Origin of the sequence: Chryseobacterium vaccae, assembly GCF_009602705.1 — a bacterium.
GTDB lineage: Bacteria > Bacteroidota > Bacteroidia > Flavobacteriales > Weeksellaceae > Chryseobacterium > Chryseobacterium vaccae.
Window position 1 is genome coordinate 3,280,947 of the sequence record NZ_VSWH01000001.1, and the last position, 23,447, is coordinate 3,304,393.

The window sequence follows — 23,447 nt, forward strand, 5'->3', positions numbered from 1 at the left end:
GGCAGAAAGATGGAAGAAGGAGGCTGGAAGTTAATTTTAGTTATAGGTATTGAAAGCCTCCAGAAAATTAAATAAAAACAGATCAATATTTGCTCTTAATGACTTTCACAACTTCCCTCTTCCCTCATCCAGCTTCAAACCTGCATCTACAAGATATTCTTATCCCGAACTGAAGTTATTTTATTAAATTCTTTTTTTAATCATTTTACCCAGTTTCTCCAGGTCGCTTTCAACACGATCGGTCCATTCTAAAGCATAATTCAGACGCATGCAGTTCTGATACTGGTTGTATTGTGAAAACATTCTTCCGGGAGCAAAGTTGATCTTCTGGCTAAGCGCCACATCGTACAGATCTTCCGTGCAGATCTTTTTATCCAGTTCCAGCCACAGCATAAAACCTCCTTTCGGCTCAGATATTTTGGTGTTATCCGGGAAATACTGGGTCACCGATTTCTGAATCTGAAGATAATTCGCATACAGCTTTTTTCTGAACATCCTTAGATGATGGTCATAGCGGCCATGTTCAAGGAAATCAGCAATAACATCCGAAAATAAAGAAGGCCCTGATACCGTCTGAACCAATTTCTGACGGATGATCTTTTCTTTAAATTTTCCCGGGGCTACCCAACCCACTCTATAGCCCGGCGCCAGTGTCTTGGAAACTGAGCCTACCCACATTACGATTCCGGCTTCATCATAAAATTTGCAGGGTCTTGGTCTCCCTGCTCCGAAATAGATATTTCCATACACATCATCTTCAACCAAGGGAACATTATGTTCAGTAAGCATACTCACCAGTTCTTTTTTGTTCTCATCCGGCATCTGGAAACCTAACGGATTGTTGTAATTCACTACGAAACAGCATGCTGAAAGGTCAGGAAGCACTTTTTTCAACGCATCCAGATCTACTCCGGTAATAGGATGGGTGGGAATTTCCACGGCTTTCAGTCCCAGCAGCTGAATCGCCTGAAGGATTCCGAAATACACCGGACTTTCTACGGCAACAGAATCACCCGGTTGGGTAACGGCCATCAGACAGTTATAAACGCCATTCATAGCTCCGGAAGTGATTACCAGATCATCTTCCGTTATTTTCCCTTCCATCACGATGGACCATTTGGCAATTTCACGACGGAGACGTTCACTTCCCTGTACCGGCTCATAATTCGTCCCGCTGTCGTGTTTTCTCTTCATCACATCAATCATGCATTTCTTCATCTTTGCAACAGGAAGAAGACTCTTGCCCGGAATTCCCAATGCAAACTGGGTTACATCTGTTCCTGCAATGGTTCCGAATACTTTACCGATAAGATCTTCCGGAGTATTTTCTCCTTCTGAAACCTTTATTTTGCCTACTGAAGGCAATGCCAGTTTCCGTTGGGAAGTCTGGCTTACATAATATCCGTATTTAGGACGCGACTCTACCAGAGAGCGGCTTTCCAGCTCCATATAAGCCTGCTTTATCGTATTTAAGCTAACATTATAAAGTTTCTGGGCACTCCTCAAAGAAGGCAGCCTGTCCCCATACTGTAGGGTTTCACTTTTGATCTGCTCGGTGACGGAATTGGCTATTTTAAGATACAGAACATCTTTAGACATTGAATTCAGGTTTTAAGTAAATGTACAACTTTCTCCAGGCTTTGTTAAAAATCCAGCCAGCTGATCATGCTTTTGATGCTGCTTTTCAGCTGTTCCGGATTCCGGAAATTAGAAGTTGTGTTTTGCTTAAAATAACTTTCTGCCTTGAGATAAAAATTTTGTTTGTCTGGTTCTGTGGCTTCTTTTTTATGATAAATTTTAAAAGTAATTCCTCCCTTTTCATGGATCACAAGGCTCGCAAACATGATGATTTGCCTCCGCTTTTTCGCCAAAAGAAAAGGAACCCCAAAATCTGTATGGACAGCTTGGGCAGGCTGCCTCTGTAAAAATATATTCTTCAGCACAGGCATATCTGAAATATACACCTCAGCATATTGAATCTGCTCTTGATATTGAACTGTTGTTTCCATCGTATTTTATTCTTTAGCTAAACAAAATTATGGAGTATTCAACATTGGATACAGATACAGAAGTATACAATATTAAGGGTACAGACTGAATATAATTCGTCTGAACCGGACAACAACCGTAGATTTTACAGATGATCATTTATTAAAAACAGACTGCTCCTCATTGGAACAGCCTGTCTGGTGATATTTAAAATCTCATGGTTATTGTTCTGTTTTTCTCAAAGCTTCTTTGATGCCTTCCAATCCGTCTCCGAATTGAGCCAGCAAAGCAACAATCTGGGACATCCTGTCATTTTCTCCCAGTCCTTTTAAGGTTTTATTCTTTACAAATGTCTTTTTGATCTCGTTCCAGCGTTCATTTTCCTCTTCTGAAATCACATCGATCAGTTCTTTAAGTTTAAGCATATTGGCTTCTGCACCGGTAGTTAAAGTCTGGGATTCATTCTGATAATGATCAAGAACAATCTGAATGACTTCATTCTTTTTTAAGATCGGCTGGATCTGAGCAATCAGCTTATTCATATTACGATACGATCCCTGCAGTTTGAACGGCGGTTCATTTCTGTAATCATCAGACATGGCTGCAGATGCAATATATTCCCTGTTGACTTTCAGGATCATGTTTCTAACCATAATGGTGTTTTCCAGCACCGCTCTGAAATCTGCGATCTCGTTGGAACTGAAGTTTCCTTTAAGGTTATCTGCAGGATTATTTGTTATCACACATTCATACAGTTCGTAAAGGTTATCAATTCCCGGTTGGGTAAGCCTGGTGAGATATTCATTAGACATCAGGGAATTTTCAATTAAGCTCAAATCAAAGAGATCTGTTCTGGCACCTGAAATTTCTCCGAGGTTATACGTATCCGAACGGTTGGCCAGCATATCCGGAATTTTAAACTTCTCGCCATTTTCCGTATATGGGTTTCCGGCCATCACAAGGCAGAATCTCTTGGACCGGAGGTCATAGGTTTTGCTTTCACCGTTGTAGATTCCTTCTATTTTTCTCTGCCCATCGGCAAGGGAGATGAATTTTTGCAGGAATTCCGGGTTACAGTGCTGAATATCATCTAAATACAGCATGACATTATCTCCCATTTCAAGAGCAAGATTCAGCTTTTCAAGCTCCTGTCTGGCTCCTGCATTTTTAGCTTCCGAAGGATCAGTGGAAAGAATGTCATAACCAAGAGATGGTCCGTTGATCTTCATAAAAACCAGTCCCATTCTTTCCGCCATATATTCCATAAGAGTTGTCTTTCCATAGCCCGGAGGCGATACCAGAAGGAGCATTCCCATACGGTCGGTTCTTTTATCTGAACCTGCTGTTCCCAGCTGTTTTGCCAGATTGGCCCCGATCAGCGGAAAATAAACATCATTGATCAGCTTATTTCTTACAAAAGAGCTGAGCACCTGAGGTTTAAAAGTATCCAGCTTCAGTGCTTTTTTCTTTTCACCCACCCAATTGTATTTCAGATCCTGCAACTTTCTGTATTTAGGAACGGTAACGGTATTGAAATGGCCTAAACGGGATGCAAATTCAAAATAATTAAGAGGATATTCCGTATCTTTTTCAAGAGACTTAAGATCCTTTATGGTTGTTTCATAAGAAACATGTCTGATATTTTTCGGATCAAACTTCTGGGTGATCAGGAATGCCGCAGTTTCACAGATTACATTTTCATCCGCATTAGGATCAAAGGCTTTCAGGGCGCTTTCTGCTGTGTAATAACAGGCTGAAGGGTATATATACATTGCTTTGATCTGTTCTATGAATTCAAGGTCTTTACCTTTTTCTTTTAATTCTTTTAAAAACAGTTCATACAATGCTCCTGCCTGTTCTGTGATAAGGAAGCTCTCACGGTTTTCCTGTTTCAGATATAACGCCGCATTCGAAAAATCTGTGTTATCCAGAAATTTGGTCTCTGAAGCAAAGGTTCTGATCTCTTCTGATAGTTCTTTCAGCAGATACTCAAATCCCTGAGTGTTGGCAAATGAACGGGAAATTATTTCCGCGGCTTCAAACTGTCTGGTATAATATTCTTTTCTTTCTTCTTTTAAAAAGAGCCAGAATAACTGGGCCAGAGCTCTTTCTCCGGCAGAAAACCTCATCAGGCCAAGTTCATTATGCATTTGCTGCAATTTTGAGACAATCACCTGTGCATCTTTATCGTGAACTCCCTTTACGAGACCTTCTCCGAAATGTGCAGCAGTGAACTGTTGTACTGCCGCTTCATTTTCCGGATCTGCTGCTATTTTTTTATGGGTTGAAAATACATTCCAGGCCAGGTATTCAAATCTTTTAACCTGAGCATTTTCTGAAACGAATTCCTGATTCCAGACTTCTCTGAAATCTTCTGTGCCATCAAAGAGAAGCGGCTCATAGAAGCTTGTTCCTGTAAGATGATAATAATATTGTGCATTTCTGAGAACAAGGGTAAGATCCAACTTCTGTTGGTTCACTGCAAATTTGTAGTCGCCGAGCGCAATAATGCTTTCTCCGTCCGCATAGATTTCTTTTTTATCCTTCAGCTTTCTTACGGCTTCCTGCTGGGATGTTTTTAAAAGGGTCTGGATCTCTTCAGATTTAGCAGAATCTTCCAGCTCAGCCAGCTGCCTCGCAAGATCCCGTGCTTTTTCAACCATCAGGTCTGAAGCATAATATCCATTAATTTCATTTTCAGAATCAAAAGATTCGGCTTTGGTCTGTACCGATTTCAGGATTCTCTGAGCGGCCTCAAAAAGATTCTGAGTTCTTTTATTTCTGGCTTCGGTAAGCTGCACCCTTTTGTTCTGGAAGTGTCCGTAAACCTCTTCCCTTTTCTCTTCGATTTTCTGGATGAATTCGTCAAAATCAACGAATTTTGTTCCCATTTCTTCCAGCTGAATGGAAAGTTTGGTCAGGTATTCATCACATTTTTCAGGGGTTTGAGAAAGTTCCAGAAAATTAATAACCGATTGGTCAAATAAGGTAATCTGCGCCTGAAAATCTGAAGCCAGCTCTTTTCCGGAAATCTCCCGCTTTCTTTTTCCGAGTTCCAGTCTTTCCTGATTGAGACGGGCAAAGATCTGGGAAATATTTTCAATGATCTGGGTAGACTGTGAGGTGTCTTCTATTTTAAGGTTGTTCACAATGTCTACCAGAAGTTCAAGCTGCCCGGAAAGCGTATTGATATTCTCTTCAATGACTTTAGCATCCACAGCCTTCTGAAGCCCCGTGATTTCTTCTGAAATCTGCTGAGCTTTTTCCTCATATGGCAGTAACGCACCTTCCTGAAGCAGAAAATCTACACAGGCATTGGACAGTTCAGTATACCGGTCAGCCAATGATTTTTCCAATGAATCCAGAAGCGCTGTATCTGCATATTTCAGTTCTCTCGCTCCGGTTACTTCACCTCTTAACGTTCTGATCTGGGAAAGAGCATCAATGTATTCTGTAAGCTGGGAATAATGAAGTCTTTTGGTATCATCAAGTATTTTCTGGCAGGAAAGTTTTATTTTCTCTAAAGCTTCCGCCGTATTTTTTCTCTGTTCTACAACTTTTTCGTACTCATTGATGGCTGAATGGGCAATTTTCCGGATCTCTTTAAGCGGCTGGTTCAGGTTCTGAACTTCATTCTCACCTAAAAAGTAATAGGTATCCAGAATAAAGGTGGAAAGTTTGACAATATCATCATATAGTCCGCTGTAAGAGTCTTTTTTATTCAGAAGGGTGATCAGCTCCTGGCTTTCTGCCATTACCCTTACGATATCTTTGTTTCCGATTTTGTAAATCAGGCTGTCTGCTTTTTCAGCATTCGGCTGCAGCTCTTTGGAGAAAGGAGTCTGCCAGATCTGTGCAAGATGATGTTTGGTGGTTTCAATACTTTCCCTTAGATAAATAAGCTTCCCATCATTCAGAAGGGAGAAGCCGCTACACCGGATGGGTGTTTCTATGGTCTGGGTGATAATGTTGTAAGAGATCAGCTGATAATTATTGGTTTTATCATCATAGAACACATACAGGAAATTCTCTCCATTGGGTTCTGTTACTGTTTTCAGGTAATACAGCCTGTTCTGATCCTGTGAGATTACTTTCAGCCCTCCGGTCTGTAAAGCATATCCATTGGAAAATAATACCCCTTGATTTTCAGGAAGCAGCAACCCTGAATATTTCAGTGCATCTGCCCTCGAAACGGTCTTTTCCTTGTGATTATAAATGAAATAGCGTTCTGTTTCCTGGTAAGGTTTTATTTTAAACAAAACAAGGTTATCCAGGTCGCAGAAGTGGATCTCGGCATCATCGAGATTCTGGTCTTTATGGATGACGTCCTCGGAATAGATTCCTTTTCCGGTGTCTGTATTGTCTTCTACCTTGATGGTAATGTCTCCGCCAATGCTTTCTACAAAGACTTTATCTGCCAAAGAAATATGCGGATGTTTTCCGGACCGCTGCATATCTCTTGTGGCTTTTGTCCATACGAAGCCGTGCTGCTGCGGATATGATGTTTCCGAAGCACTTCTTGAATCTACATAAGTAAGCTGATTATCTTTGATCAACCATTTGAAAGCCTTGATATCTGAAGTACTCTCTGAAAGCTGGAAAACCATATAGAGATAATTCTCTGTAAAAGCGAACCTTGCAAAGAAGGTATTTCTGTAATATTTGTAAAGGTTTTTGAATTCGTCAATAAAAACCTCATCATTAATCAGGGTATAATCCTGAGGTTCAAAGCGGTTTTTATTGATTGTGTATATTGAAAAAACATCTGAAATATTAATTTCCGTCTGCAGTCCCAGGTGCGCATTGGATCCGAAGATGAGCTGATCCCCTAGAGAAAATATATCTTTGGCGATACAGTTGTGATCTGTAGAAATCCTTTCGTTGGCAATAAGAGAAAAATCTATTCCTCCGAAGATACTTTTACGGCTTTCATTAAGCTTTTGAAGTCTTTGGATCAGATCATTCTTCTGCTCATTCAGACGGTTCTGAATAATTTCGTATGTTCCGGAATTAAGTTTTTCTGACATAGTGTTGGATTAGGTTGTCATGGCTACCGTAATCGTAATACGATAGATCTTTTTGTGGAACTTATAATGCTTTGCTTTTATCTTCATCTAAACCTTATAGGCTTTGAAAACCTATAAGGTCTGCTTCATAAACAGATAATGTATTTTTAATTTGATTATCAATACGTTAACTATATTTAGCAAAGTAAAAAACTCTCATTGAAGAATACATTGTGAGTTTTTTGATGATGTATTAAATAGAGTTATTGTTTACCGGTTTATTTTCCACACCAAGATGTTTTGCCATGTCCAGAGCTCTTTCCAGAATGCCTCTCTCCTGCTGATCTGCCACTCCGTTCAGTTTAAAAATCAGGGAAGCGATGCTCATATTTTTAATATCATCTGTTGAGATCTTGTATTTGTCTACCATTCCCATCACTCTGCCAATGATATTTTCACCATCCCCCAGAAGGTTATCTCTGAGAATCTGGGCATTTTCACTATGATTTACGAATTTATCCAATCCTTTTCCTGCTGAAACCTGGCGGATCACATTATCAAAGAAGGTGTTATCTCCTCCTACAATATCAATCTTAGCCGATTTGAAGGCTTCTGCCAATACCAGCGACTGTGCGTCTGCAATATCTTTCTGAACAGCAATCTGAGCCAGTTCTACTTCTTTTTCTTTATTCAGTTTCAGACGGAATTCTTCGTGATCTTTTCCGGCATCGTTCAGTTTCTTCATGGCTTCTGCTTTCTCATTGATTCCAGCCGCTTCTGCTAAGGCTTTTTCTTTGATTACTTCTGCCTGAGCAATTCCTTCTTTTTTAACAGCTTCTGCTTTTTTCTCGATTACTACTGCTTCTACAATACCCTGTCTTTCTGCAGCATCAGCTTTAGCATGCAATACCTGAGCTTCAGATAGGCCTACTGTTGCTTCTTCTTTCGCTTTGGCATCAGCAATGATTTTACGTGCTTCTGCTTCTTTTTCTGCTGCATCTCTTTTGGCCTGGGCTTCAATCACATATTTCTGAGCATCTTTTTCTGCTGCCAGCCTTCTGGATTCCGCCGCTCTGGTTTCCACGATCAGTTTTTTCTCTGCCTCCTGAGTGGCTACTGTAATTTCTACCTGCTTGTTTCTTTCTGCAGTTTTGAATGCTTCAAGGTCTTTAATGCCCTGCTGTTCTTCCACCACTGTTTTTTCCATGGTCAGACGCTCACGGATCGCATCCTGAATGCTTTTCTTTTCGAGTTCGATGGCTTTGTCTTTTTCAATCTGTGCCAGGGAAACGATCCTTTCTCTTTCTGTAGCTTCAAGAGCTTTGTCTTTCATCACTCTTTCTGTTTCTACAAGATCGGCACGCTCTTTATTTTTAGCAGCAATAACCACCTGACGAAGCTTATTTTCTTCTGCAATCTGCAGTTTTTCTTCTGTAGCAATTCGAACCGTTTCATATCTCAGACGTTCTTCTTCTTCTACTTTTAAAATTTCTGCATTTTCACGAGCCTTGATGTTGGCTACTTCTCTTTTTTGAGATTCTTCTTTTTCCGCCAGCTGTTTTTCCAGTTCCAGGATGGCCTCACGGGCTTCAACATTTTGTTTTGTGATTGTTTTTTCCTGATCTCTGCGCACCTGGTTCGCTTTAATATTCTGGTTTGCTGTAAGTTCAGTTATTTTTTTGATCCCCTCAGAATCTAAAATATTATCTTTATCAAGTTTGTCAATTGAAGTCTGTTCAAGATAGTCAATCGCACAGTCGTCAAGGACATATCCGTTCAGATCTGTTCCGATAATGTGAAGGATTTCCTGGCGAAATTCGCTTCTTGCTTCGTATAATTCAGTAAAATCAAATTTCTTTCCTACCGTTTTAAGGGCTTCTGAGAATTTTGCTTCAAACAGTTCTCTTAAGGTACCTGCATCAGAAGCTCTCTGACATCCGATGGTTTGGGCAACATTGACAATATCATCTACTGATTTGTTGACACGGATAAAGAAAGCTACCTGAATATCGGCTCTCATGTTATCTTTACAAATCAGCCCGGCTTTTCCTTCTCTTGCGATTTCCAGCTTTTTTACGGAAATATCCATAGATTCCATACGGTGAATGATAGGGATTACAATACCTGCATTAAAAAATACTTTCGTTCCGCCATATCCTGTTCTCAAAATAACGATTCCCTGAACGGTCTTCTTATACATGGATAAGATCCAGAAAACCAACCCGACTGAAGCCACTACAGCAACAATAATTCCAGCAATAAAAGGTAAATTCATAGTTTATTAATGTTTATTTATAGGTGAATGTGTTTTTTGTTTTTTTCTAAAAATATTGAATCAGGATATCCAGGATATAGCTGAATATAATCATAAAAATAGAAAGCATATCTTCAATTTTTTAATATCTCATTGATTTCCGTACGTAGTAAATTCTTTTATCATAGTCTTCGTCTACAATCATGACGTGCGTTCCGTATTCCAGCTTTACTCCGTTTTCACTTTTTACCATCAGGGTCATTGGATCACTGCCGATAAAGACTTCCATCATTCCGATTTTTTCATCCTGTATGCTGGATTTCAGCCTTCCTTCTCTTCCCAGAAAATCATGGGCTACCTCTCCTTTATGGTTGATCTCTTTGAAAAACGGGTTTAGTGGTTTTAAGATCAGCTTTGTTAACAGCATTCCTGCAATGAGCAATGGAAATAGGGCTAAAATTCCCAGCCACGTAGGCATTGTTATGAAATAGTTCAGATAGAAAGAACCTAACCACGCGATCAGAAGTGACAGGGTAAGGAAATAAGTCATCGGAACAATATCCAGATTAAGAAATTTCAGGAACTGCATCCATGCGGAGGCATCGTGATCAGCAATATGAACATGACCGTCCGGAGAATCGGTACCTGTATCCAGGTCATGGTGTATTCCCACATCAATATCCAGTCCGGTGAGTATGGTAAATATCCAGTATATCACCGACAGGATCAGCAAAACGCTTAATACGGTGTTTACCGGGGAAAATGCTGTGTTTAAAAATTCCTGAAAGGTCATATTTAGCCTTTTTTAAGTGTTTCTTTTAACCTGTTCAAAGCTTCTTCGGCTTCGGTGTCTTTAGTACTGACCATGGCATCTATTTCTTCATCAATACTTTTTCCTGTTTTTGAAATATCGGCATAGGCCTCTGCAACAGCTTCCTGCTGCACCACTCTTTCTTTAAGTTTCTCCAGCATGGTTACGGCGCTGCTGGTATCCATCTGGGTCATTTTCTGATTGATGTCTCTGGTGGCTTCACTTACCTGAACCCTTGCTTTCAGGGTAATTAATTCATTTTCCCATTTGGCAATACTGGACTTCAGATGAGTGATGTTCGTCTGCATTTTCTCACAATCAGCCTGAAGCTTTTCATGTTCTTTCTGCAATGAGGCTGCATTTTCTTTAGAGGAAGTCTGTCTTTTCAGGGCTTCTTTGGCCAGACGGTCAGCTTCAGACGGATCTGCTTCTCCTTTTTCTGCCTTCTGAATGATCATCACCGCTTTGTTGTAATAATCTTCTGCTACCTGTTCTTCTGTTTCTGCCGCATTTTTTTTACGGATAGCCAGTGCTTTCAGCTGAGCCAGCGCTTCGATGCTTTTACCCAGCTCTTCTTTCATTTCCCGGATCCCCTGTTCGGTTAGGTTGATGGGATCTTCAAAGCTTTCGATCACCGAATGGATCTCTGCTTTTCCTATTGTTAATAGTCTTTTAAAAATGTTCATGACAATATCTTTTGTGAATTACTTACTCATTTCAAGCATTTCGTTGGCAAATTCCCCTACGAGAATTCCCAGTGAATTGATGGAGGCCATTACTTCGTTTTGCGCCATATTATCTGTAGGAAGAGTATCTCTGAAAATGACCCGTTTTCCCGTTTGGTCCAGAACAAACGCTCCGTGTACAATATCCCTGTTTTTCTGAAGCAGGCTTCTGTATATTTTTTCTGTGGGATTTTTTATTTCGAAAAGAAACTGCTCCATGATCAGGATCGAATCAGATATAATAAGGATCATATTCTTGATTCCGTTGGATTCCTTTTCGATGATTAAAATTCTCTGAGCTTCATCTTCCAGCATGATATTAAACTCATAATCTAACAACCACTCTTTGACTGTTCTAAATATTTGATTTTTCATGACGGCTGGTTTTAGTTGTTTAAAATTCTTACACAAATATAAAATAAAATTTTCAAAATGCAAATATTTTTAGCATTCATTTGTTTGATATTTGTCTATATTTGCAAAAAAGATTAGACAAAATGAGCTTTTTCGGAACCAATATCAAGAAAATAAGACAGGTTAAAGGATTGAGCCAAAAGGCTTTTGCCGATCTGTTTGATTTAAACAGAGGGGTAATCAGCTCCTATGAAGAAGGACGTGCCGAGCCCAAAATTGAAACAATTCTGAAAGTGGCCAGCCATTTTAATCTGAATCTTGACAAATTACTGACTGAAACCCTACAGGTAAACCAGTTAGCCAGTGTTTCTGACATTGACCAGCTCATGTTTTTTCCGGAACTGGCTATAAAAAATAATGTCGAAGAGGCAAAGGAGCCGGAAAATAGCTCAGCCAACGCCATTATATTGCAAAAAATATTAGCATCTGTTAATCTGGTGTATGAATTCACTCCTCAGAGCCCCCTGCTTTCACCTTACCATTATGGAGACATCTTATTTCTGAATAAAGCAGAGTATAAAAACAACCAGCCCGGCACTCTTTTTACCCTTATAGATGGACACTTACAATATGCTTCGGAAGATCATTCAGACCTCTATAAAGTGGTAGGATCTTTTTCTACTTCGGAAAAAAATATTTTCATGGATATCCTGGAAAGGCTGGAGTTATTAGAAAAAACTATTGGCAGAAAATAAAGAAAAAACAGGAGCTTAAGACTTACCAAAAGTCATCTCATTTTTTGAGACAGATCCGTTATCTACAACTATTTAAATCATTAAAAAACAAAAACTCTCTGCCGTGATCGACAGAGAGTTTTAAAGCACTATTGGCTTAGTGCGGATGAAGGGACTCGAACCCCCACGCCTCACGGCACCAGATCCTAAGTCTGGCGTGGCTACCAATTACACCACATCCGCAGGATTTATCTGTTGGCAAATATAGGATTTTAAATTAAATTTACAAAACAAAAATCCTGAGTATTCCATAAAAAATACCAAGTATTTGATACCATATGTGTTAGGATTTCATAAATTTTTGTAGATTAGTTTTATTGAAAAAGAGCCTGTATTTAGTCTGAATGTGAAACAAAAATTTCCGTTAGCTGAAGTATAGCAAAAAATTTCATCTTACAAAACTAAAGCTGCCATGAAACCCCATTTGCTGTCCCTGCTCCAACTTTCTAAGAATATCTATTTGAAAAGCCATAAAAGGATCTCCTGATCTTGGAAAAACACTGTTGTTTATGACGTATTTTCCGGAAAACCTGGCATTTAAAGAACAGAAAATAGTTAACCTCACCCAGAACGAATATGACCAACTGACCCTCCATCTGGAAAACGGAACAACAATTTTTCACACCATTGATTATGGCGACCAGTTATTTATTGAAAATGAAAAAACAATCTGAATGAATGCTTTCAAATGAGAAAACAAAAAGAAAAATACGCGAAATGCCCGTGCTGCTCCATAGAGAAGCACAGAACAGAAATTACAGTCTGTCTGTCGATTCTTGGAAAGATCATCGTCAAACACTATAAAATGCCCGCTACTGATGCTTACGAAATGTTGATTGACAGTAGTTATAAATGGGCCTGTGACGACTGTTTAAGCCGTAAAAAAGCCATTGTTGCATTTCCCATATTCCAAAGTAACGAGCTGGATTCTTATTTAGCTTACTATGATACAGACTTCACCTGCAGAACCTGCGGAACAGACTTTAAGTTTACTAAAGAAGAAAAAAAACTCTGGTATGAAACATTAAAATTCAGAATGGAATCAATGCCGGTGAATTGCTTACCTTGCAGAAAGCAAGTCCGTTTGTTGAAAATTGAAAATAATACCCTTTCTGAAATCCTCAAAAAAGATGACCATGAAATTTCAATTGAAGAACTCAAAACTTTAGTTGATATTTACACTCGTTGGGGTAAGCAGGAAAAAGCAAAATATTACGAAAGGCTGATCACAAAAAAGCTTAAATCATCATAATATTCACAGACCATGAAAAAGTTCTCCAGAATTCTAATTGTTATACTGACCATCATCAGCACCTTATTACTTTTAGCCATGATCATTGCCTGCATCGCTATGAACGTAAGTTATTGGGGCAGTACAATGGGTAATGAGGTATCTGGATTTTATAACGCTGCGGTACTGATGACTTTCTTTATAAGCCTACCCACAATAGCTTTATGGTACATTTTATTACAACAAAGAAAACAAAATATCAACTCTAAATAACCCAACAATGAAAATCATTATGGCTTCCCTGTTCATGCTGATAAGCATTCTTTTTATGTCGAAAAAAGAAGCTGGCAACGGAATTGAGGGCACATGGAAAATGAATCTGTATACTATGGATTCAGATACTCTGTACATTGAAAACTCTGAGAAGTATACGCTCAGTTATTTTGAAAAAAACATGAAAAATCTTGCAGATACTGAAGAAAAAAGGAATAAAATTAAAGCTGAAGGCCAGAAATTATACAACCAATTTAAAACAGTTGAGTTACAGATTAGTAAAAATACCATTCAGTCTTACCGGTCTGCCGGAATGCTGACTGAAATAAATTTAAAATATAAATTAATTGACGGGAAAATTATTCCCGATGAGAAAGGAAATCAAAAACACCAATATACCATTGATTTTGATAAAGACACTGATATTCTGACCATAAAACAGGGTGGCCCTGAGATGAAAATAGTGAATAGGTATTCGAGGGTGAAAAAATGATATTTTGCCTGAAAACCGAATGAAAACAGTACAACAACTCCTCCATATGAAATTCTTAACCTTCACTTTATTCCTTATTCCATATCTTCTTTTCTCACAATCTTCTCATGCTGACAACCAGAATTCCCGTTTTTTCGATTTTGATCAGATTGATCATTATTCCATAAAAATAAGCACCGATGAGATTTCTAAAATGGAGTTTAAAAATCAGAAAAAAGACGCTTTACTCCGGGAGATCATCAGAGGAAATTACCCTGAGAAAGCAGACGATACTATCTCAAAAACATTAACGGATCATGGTTTTAGCATAAAGACTGTAGATAAAGCCCTGCATCCTGAATTAAACGATATTTTCAGTGAAAAAGAATGCAGTGATCATATCGGCGGAGGTTTTTGTATTCCGACTTTCAGGGATATTCTGGTTTTCCTGAAAGATCATCAAGTAGTTGGGGTTGTTAAACTATGTTACCAATGTCGTTTTGCCATCATAAGAGGAACACAAAAAAGTGTGAGAAACTTTGGAAGCTGCGGGGATTTTCTGAGGCTGGAGAAGTTACTGGAAAATAAACCATGATTTCACCTGAAAATTATTTATAATCAAACCGATCTTCATCTGGGTACCAATAAGTATCTAAAGCTGAAGTGAAAGTACCATTTTCATAGGCTTCCAAATAATCTTCTAAACTGCCTGATGTACCAAAACCAACCACCCTGCCTGTTTCTTTTTCAACTAAGAAAGGAGCATTGCCTACCAATGACTTATTAAAGTTTCCTGTCAAAAGGTATTCTTTAGAATTATAATGGTAAATATTACCATAAGATTTTTTAATAATATCATCTATAACTACTTCAATTTCACTCCCTCCAAATTCTCCGCGTCTTTTTAAATAACGTTCTGCTATTGATAGCATTTCTTTCTCTGTTAGCATAAAATTAATTTTTTAATGAGTTATTATTTTACTTTTAAATATTTAAATCCACCTCCTTCTGCTGGGGTATAATTTCTATTATATTTACTTTGAAGAAAGTTTTGAAATTCTCTTGTTGGTTCAAATACGATATGCTCTCCTGTTTGGCCATCAAATAGATAAAGTTTTTTGTCTTTTTTTATTCCTACAAAATAATGCCCCTCTGTACTTTTTGTTATACTATTCACTTTCTTAACTCCATAAATAACCGCTATATCATTATTATTTAGTAATGCCTTCAATCTCTCAAATGAACTTTGAAAAACACCATTTATAGTCGCTGCCTCTAATGGTTGAAAGCTTCCTCCTCCAAACTTTGGAGACACTTCTTCAAAGTTTTGGTATCCTGATGGTTTAGCTGTTCGTAGTTTTCCTGTTTTTAGAAACTCAACTAAAACTTCAGCTGTATTACCACAATTTGTTCTACTTACTTGTTTTACAGCATCACCAACTGATTTATGATTAAAATAAGGCATTGCTTCTTCTATGTGATCAAATGGCTTTGCAATTGTTTTTGAGAATTGTTCTGCCCCTTTTTCAAAAGCCTTTATTTCTGCTTCAATTGTTGTTTCTACAATAGAATTGCCTGGCGGGACATGCCCACCCAGATGTTCTAGCTCTTCTACTAATTCTCCCCCATGCAATTTACTCCATTTTCTGTAGAAATTGTGCATTTCGGCTTTGGTAAACTCGTCTATAACTTCACCTTTATATACAGCAGCATAGCTTTCTGCAAATTTTCCCTCCTTTTTTCCGGATAAGAAAAACACTCCGTTTTCGGCAATTTCTTCTCCCACTGCCCTGTACTGTGAACTCAGGAAAATTTCTTTAGGCTCTGCTACTTTTATCGTATCTTTTGTGAAATTGGAGATATTGGTTTCCAATGCTGCTTTCAAAACCAGAGTTTTAAGATAATTCCTGGCACTTCCGTCTCCAATTTTTGCAAGCAATTTTGCTGCTCCAATATAAAATCCGCCAACAATAGTTAAACCGGCTAATGCAAAGCCTCCTGCCAAATAAACCTTTTCCCAGTTTTCTAAAAAAATTTCTCCTTCAGATTTTGCTTCAGGGTTGTCAGGGTCTTTACCTATTTTGGCAATTTCTTCTTTAAATGCCTGTATTGTAAGGTCTGCCCCTGCCAGAGACATATCGGCGGCAGCTAATAAAATAAAGTATGGATTTCCCGTTGTTGCCAATGTTGCAACACCGAGCACAATGGCAACAAGATTGGCCGCAATACGGATATTCTGATGTACAACCGCCCATTCTTTTTCATCTGCCAGTGCCTTCAGATAAATGGCCGGAACCAGGTACGTTTCTTCTGTTCCTCCACTAATATCTATGAGGTACACCATATCCAGAGGGTGAAATTGTGCCCCTTCATCCAGATCTTGTGTAACGGTTTCTGTTGCATTGGGATCGCCCTCTTTACGAACTATTTCCACCCTTTTCTGCACCTCCTTCTGCTGCTGTAAGAAAAACGTATCTCTATACCGATCATTACTCCCCTGGAAAATTCCCATTTCCAGAATATCACTGTTGATTTTATACCCTTTGCCGATGGTAAAGGTTTGGGCTTCTTTTTTCCGCTTATCATTATTGGCAAACAGTGAAAATAACATCATGATATTGGCCAGTATCATCCGGTTGCTTTGCATTCTGCCATCATGCTCTGTACTGCCGTCTAAATTGTAATAAATCCTGTTCAGCTTATCCGGATTTTCCCGAAAATACTTAAGAACAGGAATGGGGTCTCCAATGGCTTTAAAAATCTGTATCACTGCAGAGCTGCTATCCCTGAAAATATCTGAATCATCAGCTTTTGAAAGTATTTCAAGATGATTGAAAAAGGTGACATAATCAATATGCACAAAAAGATTAGGAAGAATCGTTTCGGGGATATTTTCATAAATGAATTTCAGCGCTTCAGGATTTTCATGTTTTTTGAGAGCATCTGCAAAATTCTTAAGGAAGTATTCGTAATCATCCTTATAATTATCAATATCACCATAGCCTAATATGATATTCAGATCCCTAAATTCCTGATATGAACAGGTTTCCAGAATGATACTTTTCTCGGGTATTCCTTCATATAAAAAACTGATCCTGTAATACATCTTTTCTTTGCCGGCCTCTATTTCCTGAGTAATTTGAGCCTGATCCCATTTTGCCGGTACATTTCCTGTTTTTGAATTGAGATAAGCTTTCAATCTTATGAAATTGCCTCCTGAAAGAGAAATACTTGTATTTCGAGTAGCAGTTTTGTAATCTTTCGGATTGTATTCCAGAATATAGTCCCTCATTCCATTATTTGCATATTTAATTTTTGAAACGAGAAGCTCCAGGTTAATATATTCGTCCGTTTGCCAATCTGCAGCTTCCGAAATCTGAGGCAGAGCAAGCGTTATAGCGTTGTCCTTTTGCAATGATTTATCTGGCTGTACTGTTTTGCCAAGAAAGCCTTTCGGGGAAATTAAATTATGATATGAAGACTTCAGTATTTCTTTACTTTCTTCGTCAAAATCATCAAAATCATTATAATAATTTTCATCACTCATTGTTTACAAGTTTTAAGGTTAGTAAAAGGTAAGTATGAAAACATTCTCAAATGAATTAAGTAAAAGGTTGATTTTAAAGCTCCTTTTAAGGGAAATAAAATATCCAGAATAATCTTTAATTTCATTTTCTGTGTTTTCTTATTGCAAATATCCATGCTGAAAACGACACAACTTGACGTATTAAAAATTATTTAAGAAAGTAGATGTATTATATGAACTCGATTAAAAAGAGTTGATATTATCATGAAATAAGTGTATAAAACGATTTGAATTCGAAGAGTATAGCCCAATCTATTGAGTTGAAGGAAATAACAGATATAAATTTCCTTAAAAGGACCTCTTAAGTTCCAAAAGTATGAGAGAAAAGTTGATTTTGATGCAGTCTGTAAATTTTTGTATAAAATATGGAAAGGGATAATATTCAGTGAAATATTTTAAACCCAGTCGTATTTCAGGTACCTTTTAAACATAAAAAACCCTCTGTTAACCGAAGTTACAGAGGGTTTTAGTACCCCGGGCGGGACTTGAACCCGCACGCCAAAAGAGGCACAGGATTTTAAGTCCTGCGTGTCTACCAGTTCCACCACCAGGGCATGGTGTGGAGCGAAAAACGGGATTCGAACCCGCGACCCCAACCTTGGCAAGGTTGTGCTCTACCAGCTGAGCTATTTTCGCATAGTGCGGATGAAGGGACTCGAACCCCCACGCCTCACGGCACCAGATCCTAAGTCTGGCGTGGCTACCAATTACACCACATCCGCATGTTGCTATTTTATATTTAAATTTTAAAGAGCTTGTCTCGTTTTTGTGAGTGCAAATATAGGGCATTTTCCTTTACCTCCAAACTTTTCAGGAAAAAAAATTAAAATTTTTACATTTTTTTTCTGTGAGACCTGATATTACATTTCATTTTCTTACTTTTACAACGTTAATAATTACAATATGGAATTACAAGGAACGGTAAAGAAACTTTTTGATGCTCAGACTTTTGCGAGCGGTTTCCAAAAGAGAGAAATGGTTATTTTAACCCAAGAACAGTATCCACAGCCGATAAACATAGAATTTTTATCTGATAAGATCAGTTTATTAGATAACCTTAAAGAAGGTGAGAACGTAAAAGTAGGAATCAACATCAGAGGAAGAGAATGGGTTTCTCCACAGGGTGAAACGAAATACTTCAACTCTATTACAGGATGGAGAGTAGAAAAAGTATTCGATAATGCTTCAGAACCTACTCAGGCTGCTCCGTCTCAATCTGCTTCTCCGGTTTCCAACGAAAACCCTTTCGCTGGTGACGATGATGACGATTTGCCATTTTAATTAAAAAATAAAGATCAAATATAAATCCTGCTTTCTCAAGTGGGATTTTTTTTCAACAATGTTCCGACTAGACGAAAACGAAATTTCTTTTCCCGACCCCGAAGTTTACGATGGTCATGAAGGGTTAATTGCTATTGGCGGCGATCTGTCCATAGAGCGTATATGGTTTGCCTACCAGCTGGGTATTTTTCCCTGGTATAATCCCGAAGAGGAAATACTATGGTGGTGCCCTGATCCCAGATTTGTACTGTTTCCTCATGAAATAAAAGTATCGAAGTCGATGCGGAAAATACTGAACCGGAATGTTTTTACCTTTTCAGAAAATCAGAATTTCAGAGAGGTTATCAGAAACTGCCAGCAAGCCACCAGAAAAGAGCAGACCGGAACCTGGCTTTCTGATGAAATGATGGAATCTTTTATTAAACTGCATGAATACGGCCTTGCCAAGAGCATCGAAGTATGGCAGGATCATGAACTGGTTGGCGGGTTTTACGGGCTTCAGATTGGGAATGTATTCTGCGGAGAAAGTATGTTTGCCAAGGTAAGCAATGCCTCAAAAGCAGGCTTCATTCACTTTGTAGAAAGCCATAAAGAAACCCTTGATCTTATTGACTGCCAGTCGCATACCGAACATCTGGAAAGTTTAGGTGCTGTAATGATTCCTAAAAAAGAATTTTTAAAAATTTTACACGAAAACAATGAACGCGGATAAAGAAAAATGGGTCCTTCTGGTAGTATTAAGCATTATCTGGGGATCATCGTTTATTTTAATTAAAAAGTCTCTGGAACATTTCAATCCGTACCAGGTAGGAGCGCTCAGAGTACTTATTGCGGGAATTATTCTGATGCCGATTGCGATTTCAAAATATAAACTTTTTCCTAAAAAGCATCTGAAATGGCTTATTCTGGCTGCATTTACCGGAAATTTCATCCCTATGTTCCTGTTCCCGATCGCAGAAACGGAGGTAAGCAGCAGTATTGCTGGGATCATCAATTCCATGATGCCGATCTTCGTCATTATTGTAGGAGCATTGGTCTGGAAGTTTGAAACCACCAAACAGCAGATTATTGGGACACTAATTAGCTTTACAGGGGGGTGTTTACTTGCTTTTGGAGGGGGAGATGGTGAGGATGGAAAATTTAAACTTATTCCGATACTCCTTCTATTATTGGCCACTTTGTGCTATGCAATGAGTACAACTACGGTAAAATCTAAACTGATGGAGGTTTCCTCCACCATATTATCAGCTTTTGTATTTTCGTTTGTTTTATTTTTTCCTTCTGTGATTGCCTTAACGTTTACTGGCTTCTTTTCTACGTTTAGCTTTACTAAAGACAATATGCTTGGACTGATGTTTGTAAGCCTTCTGTCCATCTTCGGAACCGGACTGGCCATGATGATGAATTACAGACTGCTAAAAGTATCCACACCTCTTTTTGCCTCAACCGTAACCCTGTTGATGCCTATTGTAGCCATTGCCTGGGGTTTTCTGGACGGTGACAGGTTATCTTTAATGCAATTTATAGGAGCTGGGATCATCATTGCAGGACTGATCTTTTTAAGGGCAAAACCTAAGAAATAAGGAAGCCTGAAGTTACCTTTTCGGCTATATCTTATAAATCTGTTTTAAAAGTTGAGAAGATAATTTTTTATTAATCGCAATGGTAAACAAAGCCGCTTCGCTTAGTTTTGAAATACAAAGTCTTCGTATTACTTTGCTAAGTCTACGCCTAATTCATATATTCTTTCACTCAAAATAAAAAGCCTGAAGGTATTCCTCCAGGCTTGATTATTCATTAATTTCTTCTTATGAATTTTTCTTTTTCAGCTTTGTTCTTGCTTTCTTCACCTCATCTTTGATGAAAGGATATTTTTTCTGCATATCCTGTACAAGAGATGAATCAAGACTTAAGGCTTTCTGAAGAGATTCAGCTCCTTTTTCCTGATCTCTAAGATTTAGGTAACAGTTACTTAGCTGATAATATAATTCTGCTCTGTCATGTGCCTTTACAGCTCTGTTCAAAAGGGTTACCGCTTCTTCATATTCCCCTAAAAGCATCAGTACTTCTGAATAGGCATACCAGTTATAAAACCTCGATGGTTCTGCGTCTACCAGCTTTTTAAGACAATAAAGACTTTCTTCAAATTTTCCTGAATCGATGAACAGGAAAGCCAGTCTTTTCTGATAGTCAAGATTGTTTTCATTTAGCATGGTGGCTTCCTTAGCAAAGTGAAGGGCCTCTGACATTCCGCCCATTTCCTCGTAAAGGTAAGATTGCTCCATCATGGCAAGATAGAACTGGGGATCTTCCCTCAACGATTTCTGAAATGCGTTAAGCGCTAATATAGGCTGTTTCTGCGCTTTATAGCACAATCCTATTTTGTAGAAGGTGAAAGCCTTGGTGTATTCCAACTCAAGCATTTCCTCATAGACCTCCACAGCTTTGTCATATTGTCCCAAAGCCTCATAACAGGCTGCTTTATTAGCATATACTCCTACAGAATTTGAATTGATGGCCAGCAGATAATCATATCCTTTTATAGCTTCATCATAATTCTTACGGTTAAAATAGAACTGTCCATATTCAAACCATGCGATTTCAGAATAGGAAAATTCATCTAAATATTCATTAAGAAAGGCAATAGCCTCCTCGCTCTTATTCAGGTCGCTGAAGCAGATCATACAGTTTTCCAGCGAATATTCATCCGTAGGATCTTCTTTCAGTGCTTTTCTGTAATGCTTAAGAGCGTTAAAGGGATCTCCTAAGTTCACATATTCATCTGCAATAAAGTTATGAAGGAAGTTTTCTTCTTCTTTCAGTTCTAAAGCTTTTTTACAGATTTCAATGGATTTTCTGGGATTTCCCAGGTTCGAATAATACTTGGCATAACAGACCATGAAGTCTGTGTTTTCCATTGATGAGCCTTTCAGCTCGTCAATAAGATCTTTTGCCGTATTATAGTCTTCCCATTCCAGAAGAATTTCAAGTCTTTTGATCTTGATATCTAATGAATTGGGATGAAGCTTAAGGCCATAGTTAACAGCATTGTCTGCGTAGTTAAAATCTCCCAGCTCCAGGTAATAAACAATAATATCTTCCAACTCCTCAGTATCGAAGTAGAATTCATCATTATTTTCCATCATTTCCTCGAACTTTTTTACCAGTTCATTTCCAAAATACTCTTCCAATAGTGTCTTCTCTGTCGGCCTGATGTCTGAATTTGCTTGCAGACCTCGGCAAACCTTGTTTTAATTAATAATAAAAAACTTCTGAAACTGAATTTCAAATGTTTATGCAAAGTTGCAACTTTTTTTTGAATTACCTGTTTCGTAAATTTCTATTTTAAAGATAGCAAAAAAAGAAAACAATATGAAAAGATTGTGGATAAAAAAAGGAAATTATGGATAAGATGGGAAGATGGGAGCCGGAAGAGGGAAGTTATGAAGGTATGAGGGATTACAGGAAATCCTTTAAACTAATGTTCAATAAAACTATTATTTGTTTAAAGCAGAGCAATATCTTCCAGCCTCTCTCTTCCAGCTTCTTTTCTTTAAATGATAATAACCAGCCTTTTTCCACCCGGAATTTCTTTATTCCAGACCGTTTCTATGTCTTTTATCTCTGCGGTTTCAGTATATATTTTAATTTTTCCGTCTGCTGCTGCCTGAAACATTTCCGGGATAATTTCTGAGAACAAAAGTTTTGATTCCTCAGGAGTCCAGCTTCCCAGCCCTGATCCGGAGATCTGAATATCTGTTCCTCTCAGAATCTGTGAAGATAACTGAAGGGTATCACCGCTCATGCCGCCTACAGAAACCAGTTTTGTTGTACGGGAGAAGGTTCCGTTTCCTTTCATGGCTGCAAGGATCATTTCCACAGAATGCCCCCAGATGTAATCTAAAACAATATCAACCGGAGTTTCGCTGTGAATTTCCTGTATTCTTTTTTTGAAATCTTCGTCCTGTATTTTTAAAGAAACCGTTTCATCTGCACCCAGACTGAGCAGAGATTGTAATGATTCTTGGTTTCTTCCGGTCACAATAATTTTCCCGGCACCGTACAGTTTTGCAATCTGAAGAGCAATTTTCCCGGTTACTCCGGTTGCTCCGTTGATTAAAACGGTATCTCCCGGCTTCATTCCGGCTTTAAATTTCAACCCCATTGCTGAGCCCATCACGGCATTAGGAAGTGCGGATGCTGTAACAAAATCTAATCTTTCAGGAATCTGAACGATAAGATTACGATCTGCCATCGCTTTTTCTGCTACGGTTCCTTTCTTGCTGAAAAAATATACTTTCTGCCCATTTTCCAGGTATCCGGCGCCATCTGTTCCTATAATTCTTGGCTGGTGGGCTTCACTGCTTACAGAATAATGATTTCCTCCGGCTATGGCACGGTCAAGGTTTTTAATAGATGCCGCTTTTACCATTACCGGAATCCCTTTCTCTGTTATTTCCGGATCCGGAAAATCGGCATATTGAGGAATACTTTCTTTTTCAAATACAACTGCTGCTTTCATTAGGTTTAATTTTTGTACAAAATTAGGTTTAGCGAATATCAGAGTGCAATAACATTTGTTATTAGTTTCAGGAGGGAAGATGGAGATTTGAAGAGGGAAGTTTATTACCATCCTGGTATAACTAATGATTTTTCAAATCAATAATTATA

General features: G+C 38.4%; 20 protein-coding genes and 4 tRNA genes. 9 read left to right on the forward strand and 15 right to left on the reverse strand.

Translation table 11 applies throughout. The features are described from left to right. Positions 1-183: 183 nt before the first annotated feature. From FW768_RS14885 to FW768_RS14915, 7 genes are all read right to left on the reverse strand, one after another. Entirely contained in the window at positions 184-1,599 is a 1,416-nt protein-coding gene (locus tag FW768_RS14885) for an aminotransferase-like domain-containing protein (RefSeq protein ID WP_153396706.1), read from the reverse strand. Between the two features lie 44 nt (positions 1,600-1,643). Then, positions 1,644-2,009: a hypothetical protein gene (locus FW768_RS14890; RefSeq protein WP_153396708.1), complete on the reverse strand. Its 366-nt coding sequence runs from the start codon at positions 2,007-2,009 to the stop codon at positions 1,644-1,646. Between the two features lie 201 nt (positions 2,010-2,210). Continuing rightward, complete coding sequence (locus FW768_RS14895) at positions 2,211-7,016, reverse strand: DNA repair ATPase (protein WP_153396710.1); 4,806 nt, start codon at positions 7,014-7,016, stop codon at positions 2,211-2,213. Positions 7,017-7,248: 232 nt separating this feature from the next. Further along, the gene (locus tag FW768_RS14900; RefSeq protein WP_153396712.1) at positions 7,249-9,270 is read right to left on the reverse strand and encodes a flotillin family protein; all 2,022 of its coding nucleotides are present in this window, start codon (positions 9,268-9,270) and stop codon (positions 7,249-7,251) included. A gap of 121 nt (positions 9,271-9,391) precedes the next feature. After that, positions 9,392-10,042 carry a hypothetical protein gene (locus FW768_RS14905; RefSeq protein WP_153396714.1) on the reverse strand — a complete coding sequence of 217 codons (651 nt, stop codon included), beginning with the start codon at positions 10,040-10,042 and terminating at the stop codon, positions 9,392-9,394. Between the two features lie 2 nt (positions 10,043-10,044). Continuing rightward, complete coding sequence (locus tag FW768_RS14910; protein ID WP_153396716.1) at positions 10,045-10,746, reverse strand: PspA/IM30 family protein; 702 nt, start codon at positions 10,744-10,746, stop codon at positions 10,045-10,047. 18 nt (positions 10,747-10,764) lie between these two features. Continuing rightward, complete coding sequence (locus FW768_RS14915; RefSeq protein WP_153396718.1) at positions 10,765-11,160, reverse strand: YbjN domain-containing protein; 396 nt, start codon at positions 11,158-11,160, stop codon at positions 10,765-10,767. A gap of 122 nt (positions 11,161-11,282) precedes the next feature. On the opposite strand from FW768_RS14915, the gene FW768_RS14920 reads away from it, so the two are divergent. Then, positions 11,283-11,894 (forward strand): helix-turn-helix domain-containing protein, encoded by a 612-nt coding sequence (locus tag FW768_RS14920; RefSeq protein WP_153396720.1) that lies wholly within the window; start codon positions 11,283-11,285, stop codon positions 11,892-11,894. Between the two features lie 140 nt (positions 11,895-12,034). On the opposite strand, the gene FW768_RS14925 is transcribed toward FW768_RS14920, so the two are convergent. Continuing rightward, positions 12,035-12,116 (reverse strand) — tRNA-Leu (locus FW768_RS14925). A 326-nt stretch (positions 12,117-12,442) separates the two neighbouring features. Between FW768_RS14925 and FW768_RS14930 the strand changes: the two genes are divergently transcribed. The 5 genes from FW768_RS14930 to FW768_RS14950 are packed head-to-tail and all read left to right on the forward strand — an operon-like array spanning position 12,443 to position 14,504. Beyond that, positions 12,443-12,607: a hypothetical protein gene (locus tag FW768_RS14930; protein WP_153396722.1), complete on the forward strand. Its 165-nt coding sequence runs from the start codon at positions 12,443-12,445 to the stop codon at positions 12,605-12,607. Positions 12,608-12,621: 14 nt separating this feature from the next. Next, entirely contained in the window at positions 12,622-13,185 is a 564-nt protein-coding gene (locus FW768_RS14935; protein WP_153396724.1) for a zinc-ribbon domain containing protein, read from the forward strand. Between the two features lie 12 nt (positions 13,186-13,197). Continuing rightward, a complete protein-coding gene (locus tag FW768_RS14940; protein ID WP_153396726.1) occupies positions 13,198-13,437 on the forward strand; it encodes a hypothetical protein in 240 nt (79 codons plus the stop codon). A 7-nt stretch (positions 13,438-13,444) separates the two neighbouring features. Next, complete coding sequence (locus FW768_RS14945; RefSeq protein WP_153396728.1) at positions 13,445-13,930, forward strand: hypothetical protein; 486 nt, start codon at positions 13,445-13,447, stop codon at positions 13,928-13,930. Positions 13,931-13,949: 19 nt separating this feature from the next. Beyond that, a complete protein-coding gene (locus FW768_RS14950; protein ID WP_153396730.1) occupies positions 13,950-14,504 on the forward strand; it encodes a hypothetical protein in 555 nt (184 codons plus the stop codon). A gap of 13 nt (positions 14,505-14,517) precedes the next feature. Here FW768_RS14950 and FW768_RS14955 read toward each other — a convergent pair whose 3' ends face one another. The 5 genes from FW768_RS14955 to FW768_RS14975 all read right to left on the reverse strand — a co-directional run bounded on the left by FW768_RS14955 (position 14,518) and on the right by FW768_RS14975 (position 18,217). Beyond that, complete coding sequence (locus tag FW768_RS14955; protein ID WP_153396732.1) at positions 14,518-14,859, reverse strand: YrhB domain-containing protein; 342 nt, start codon at positions 14,857-14,859, stop codon at positions 14,518-14,520. A 23-nt stretch (positions 14,860-14,882) separates the two neighbouring features. Then, positions 14,883-17,456 (reverse strand): hypothetical protein, encoded by a 2,574-nt coding sequence (locus FW768_RS14960; RefSeq protein WP_153396734.1) that lies wholly within the window; start codon positions 17,454-17,456, stop codon positions 14,883-14,885. 509 nt (positions 17,457-17,965) lie between these two features. Then, a tRNA-Leu gene (locus FW768_RS14965) sits at positions 17,966-18,049 on the reverse strand. A 6-nt stretch (positions 18,050-18,055) separates the two neighbouring features. Next, a tRNA-Gly gene (locus FW768_RS14970) sits at positions 18,056-18,131 on the reverse strand. A 4-nt stretch (positions 18,132-18,135) separates the two neighbouring features. After that, positions 18,136-18,217: transfer RNA gene (locus FW768_RS14975), tRNA-Leu, on the reverse strand. Positions 18,218-18,398: 181 nt separating this feature from the next. Between FW768_RS14975 and FW768_RS14980 the strand changes: the two genes are divergently transcribed. From FW768_RS14980 to FW768_RS14990, 3 genes are read left to right on the forward strand one after another with little or no spacing between them, the layout of a single operon-like run. Further along, positions 18,399-18,776, forward strand: coding sequence for a DUF3127 domain-containing protein (locus tag FW768_RS14980; protein WP_153396736.1), 378 nt, complete (start codon positions 18,399-18,401; stop codon positions 18,774-18,776). A gap of 58 nt (positions 18,777-18,834) precedes the next feature. Beyond that, positions 18,835-19,488 (forward strand): leucyl/phenylalanyl-tRNA--protein transferase, encoded by a 654-nt coding sequence (aat, locus tag FW768_RS14985; protein ID WP_153396738.1) that lies wholly within the window; start codon positions 18,835-18,837, stop codon positions 19,486-19,488. Next, complete coding sequence (locus FW768_RS14990) at positions 19,475-20,359, forward strand: DMT family transporter (RefSeq protein WP_153396740.1); 885 nt, start codon at positions 19,475-19,477, stop codon at positions 20,357-20,359. The genes aat and FW768_RS14990 overlap by 14 nt, the downstream gene beginning before the upstream one ends. A gap of 225 nt (positions 20,360-20,584) precedes the next feature. Here the strand turns inward: FW768_RS14990 and FW768_RS14995 are convergent, their stop codons facing one another. Together FW768_RS14995 and FW768_RS15000 are read right to left on the reverse strand one after the other, a co-directional pair. Beyond that, positions 20,585-21,967: a tetratricopeptide repeat protein gene (locus FW768_RS14995; RefSeq protein WP_153396742.1), complete on the reverse strand. Its 1,383-nt coding sequence runs from the start codon at positions 21,965-21,967 to the stop codon at positions 20,585-20,587. Positions 21,968-22,329: 362 nt separating this feature from the next. Next, positions 22,330-23,298: a quinone oxidoreductase family protein gene (locus tag FW768_RS15000; RefSeq protein WP_153396744.1), complete on the reverse strand. Its 969-nt coding sequence runs from the start codon at positions 23,296-23,298 to the stop codon at positions 22,330-22,332. Between the last annotated feature and the right edge of the window lie 149 nt (positions 23,299-23,447).

Bases quoted from the DNA above. Each gene is read 5' to 3' on its own strand.
- FW768_RS14885 (WP_153396706.1), bottom strand. From the start codon at position 1,599: ATGTCTAAAGATGTTCTGTATCTTAAAATAGCCAATTCCGTCACCGAG.
- FW768_RS14890 (WP_153396708.1), bottom strand. From the start codon at position 2,009: ATGGAAACAACAGTTCAATATCAAGAGCAGATTCAATATGCTGAGGTG.
- FW768_RS14895 (WP_153396710.1), bottom strand. From the start codon at position 7,016: ATGTCAGAAAAACTTAATTCCGGAACATACGAAATTATTCAGAACCGT.
- FW768_RS14900 (WP_153396712.1), bottom strand. From the start codon at position 9,270: ATGAATTTACCTTTTATTGCTGGAATTATTGTTGCTGTAGTGGCTTCA.
- FW768_RS14905 (WP_153396714.1), bottom strand. From the start codon at position 10,042: ATGACCTTTCAGGAATTTTTAAACACAGCATTTTCCCCGGTAAACACC.
- FW768_RS14910 (WP_153396716.1), bottom strand. From the start codon at position 10,746: ATGAACATTTTTAAAAGACTATTAACAATAGGAAAAGCAGAGATCCAT.
- FW768_RS14915 (WP_153396718.1), bottom strand. From the start codon at position 11,160: ATGAAAAATCAAATATTTAGAACAGTCAAAGAGTGGTTGTTAGATTAT.
- FW768_RS14920 (WP_153396720.1), top strand. From the start codon at position 11,283: ATGAGCTTTTTCGGAACCAATATCAAGAAAATAAGACAGGTTAAAGGA.
- FW768_RS14930 (WP_153396722.1), top strand. From the start codon at position 12,443: ATGACGTATTTTCCGGAAAACCTGGCATTTAAAGAACAGAAAATAGTT.
- FW768_RS14935 (WP_153396724.1), top strand. From the start codon at position 12,622: ATGAGAAAACAAAAAGAAAAATACGCGAAATGCCCGTGCTGCTCCATA.
- FW768_RS14940 (WP_153396726.1), top strand. From the start codon at position 13,198: ATGAAAAAGTTCTCCAGAATTCTAATTGTTATACTGACCATCATCAGC.
- FW768_RS14945 (WP_153396728.1), top strand. From the start codon at position 13,445: ATGAAAATCATTATGGCTTCCCTGTTCATGCTGATAAGCATTCTTTTT.
- FW768_RS14950 (WP_153396730.1), top strand. From the start codon at position 13,950: ATGAAAACAGTACAACAACTCCTCCATATGAAATTCTTAACCTTCACT.
- FW768_RS14955 (WP_153396732.1), bottom strand. From the start codon at position 14,859: ATGCTAACAGAGAAAGAAATGCTATCAATAGCAGAACGTTATTTAAAA.
- FW768_RS14960 (WP_153396734.1), bottom strand. From the start codon at position 17,456: ATGAGTGATGAAAATTATTATAATGATTTTGATGATTTTGACGAAGAA.
- FW768_RS14980 (WP_153396736.1), top strand. From the start codon at position 18,399: ATGGAATTACAAGGAACGGTAAAGAAACTTTTTGATGCTCAGACTTTT.
- aat (WP_153396738.1), top strand. From the start codon at position 18,835: ATGTTCCGACTAGACGAAAACGAAATTTCTTTTCCCGACCCCGAAGTT.
- FW768_RS14990 (WP_153396740.1), top strand. From the start codon at position 19,475: ATGAACGCGGATAAAGAAAAATGGGTCCTTCTGGTAGTATTAAGCATT.
- FW768_RS15000 (WP_153396744.1), bottom strand. From the start codon at position 23,298: ATGAAAGCAGCAGTTGTATTTGAAAAAGAAAGTATTCCTCAATATGCC.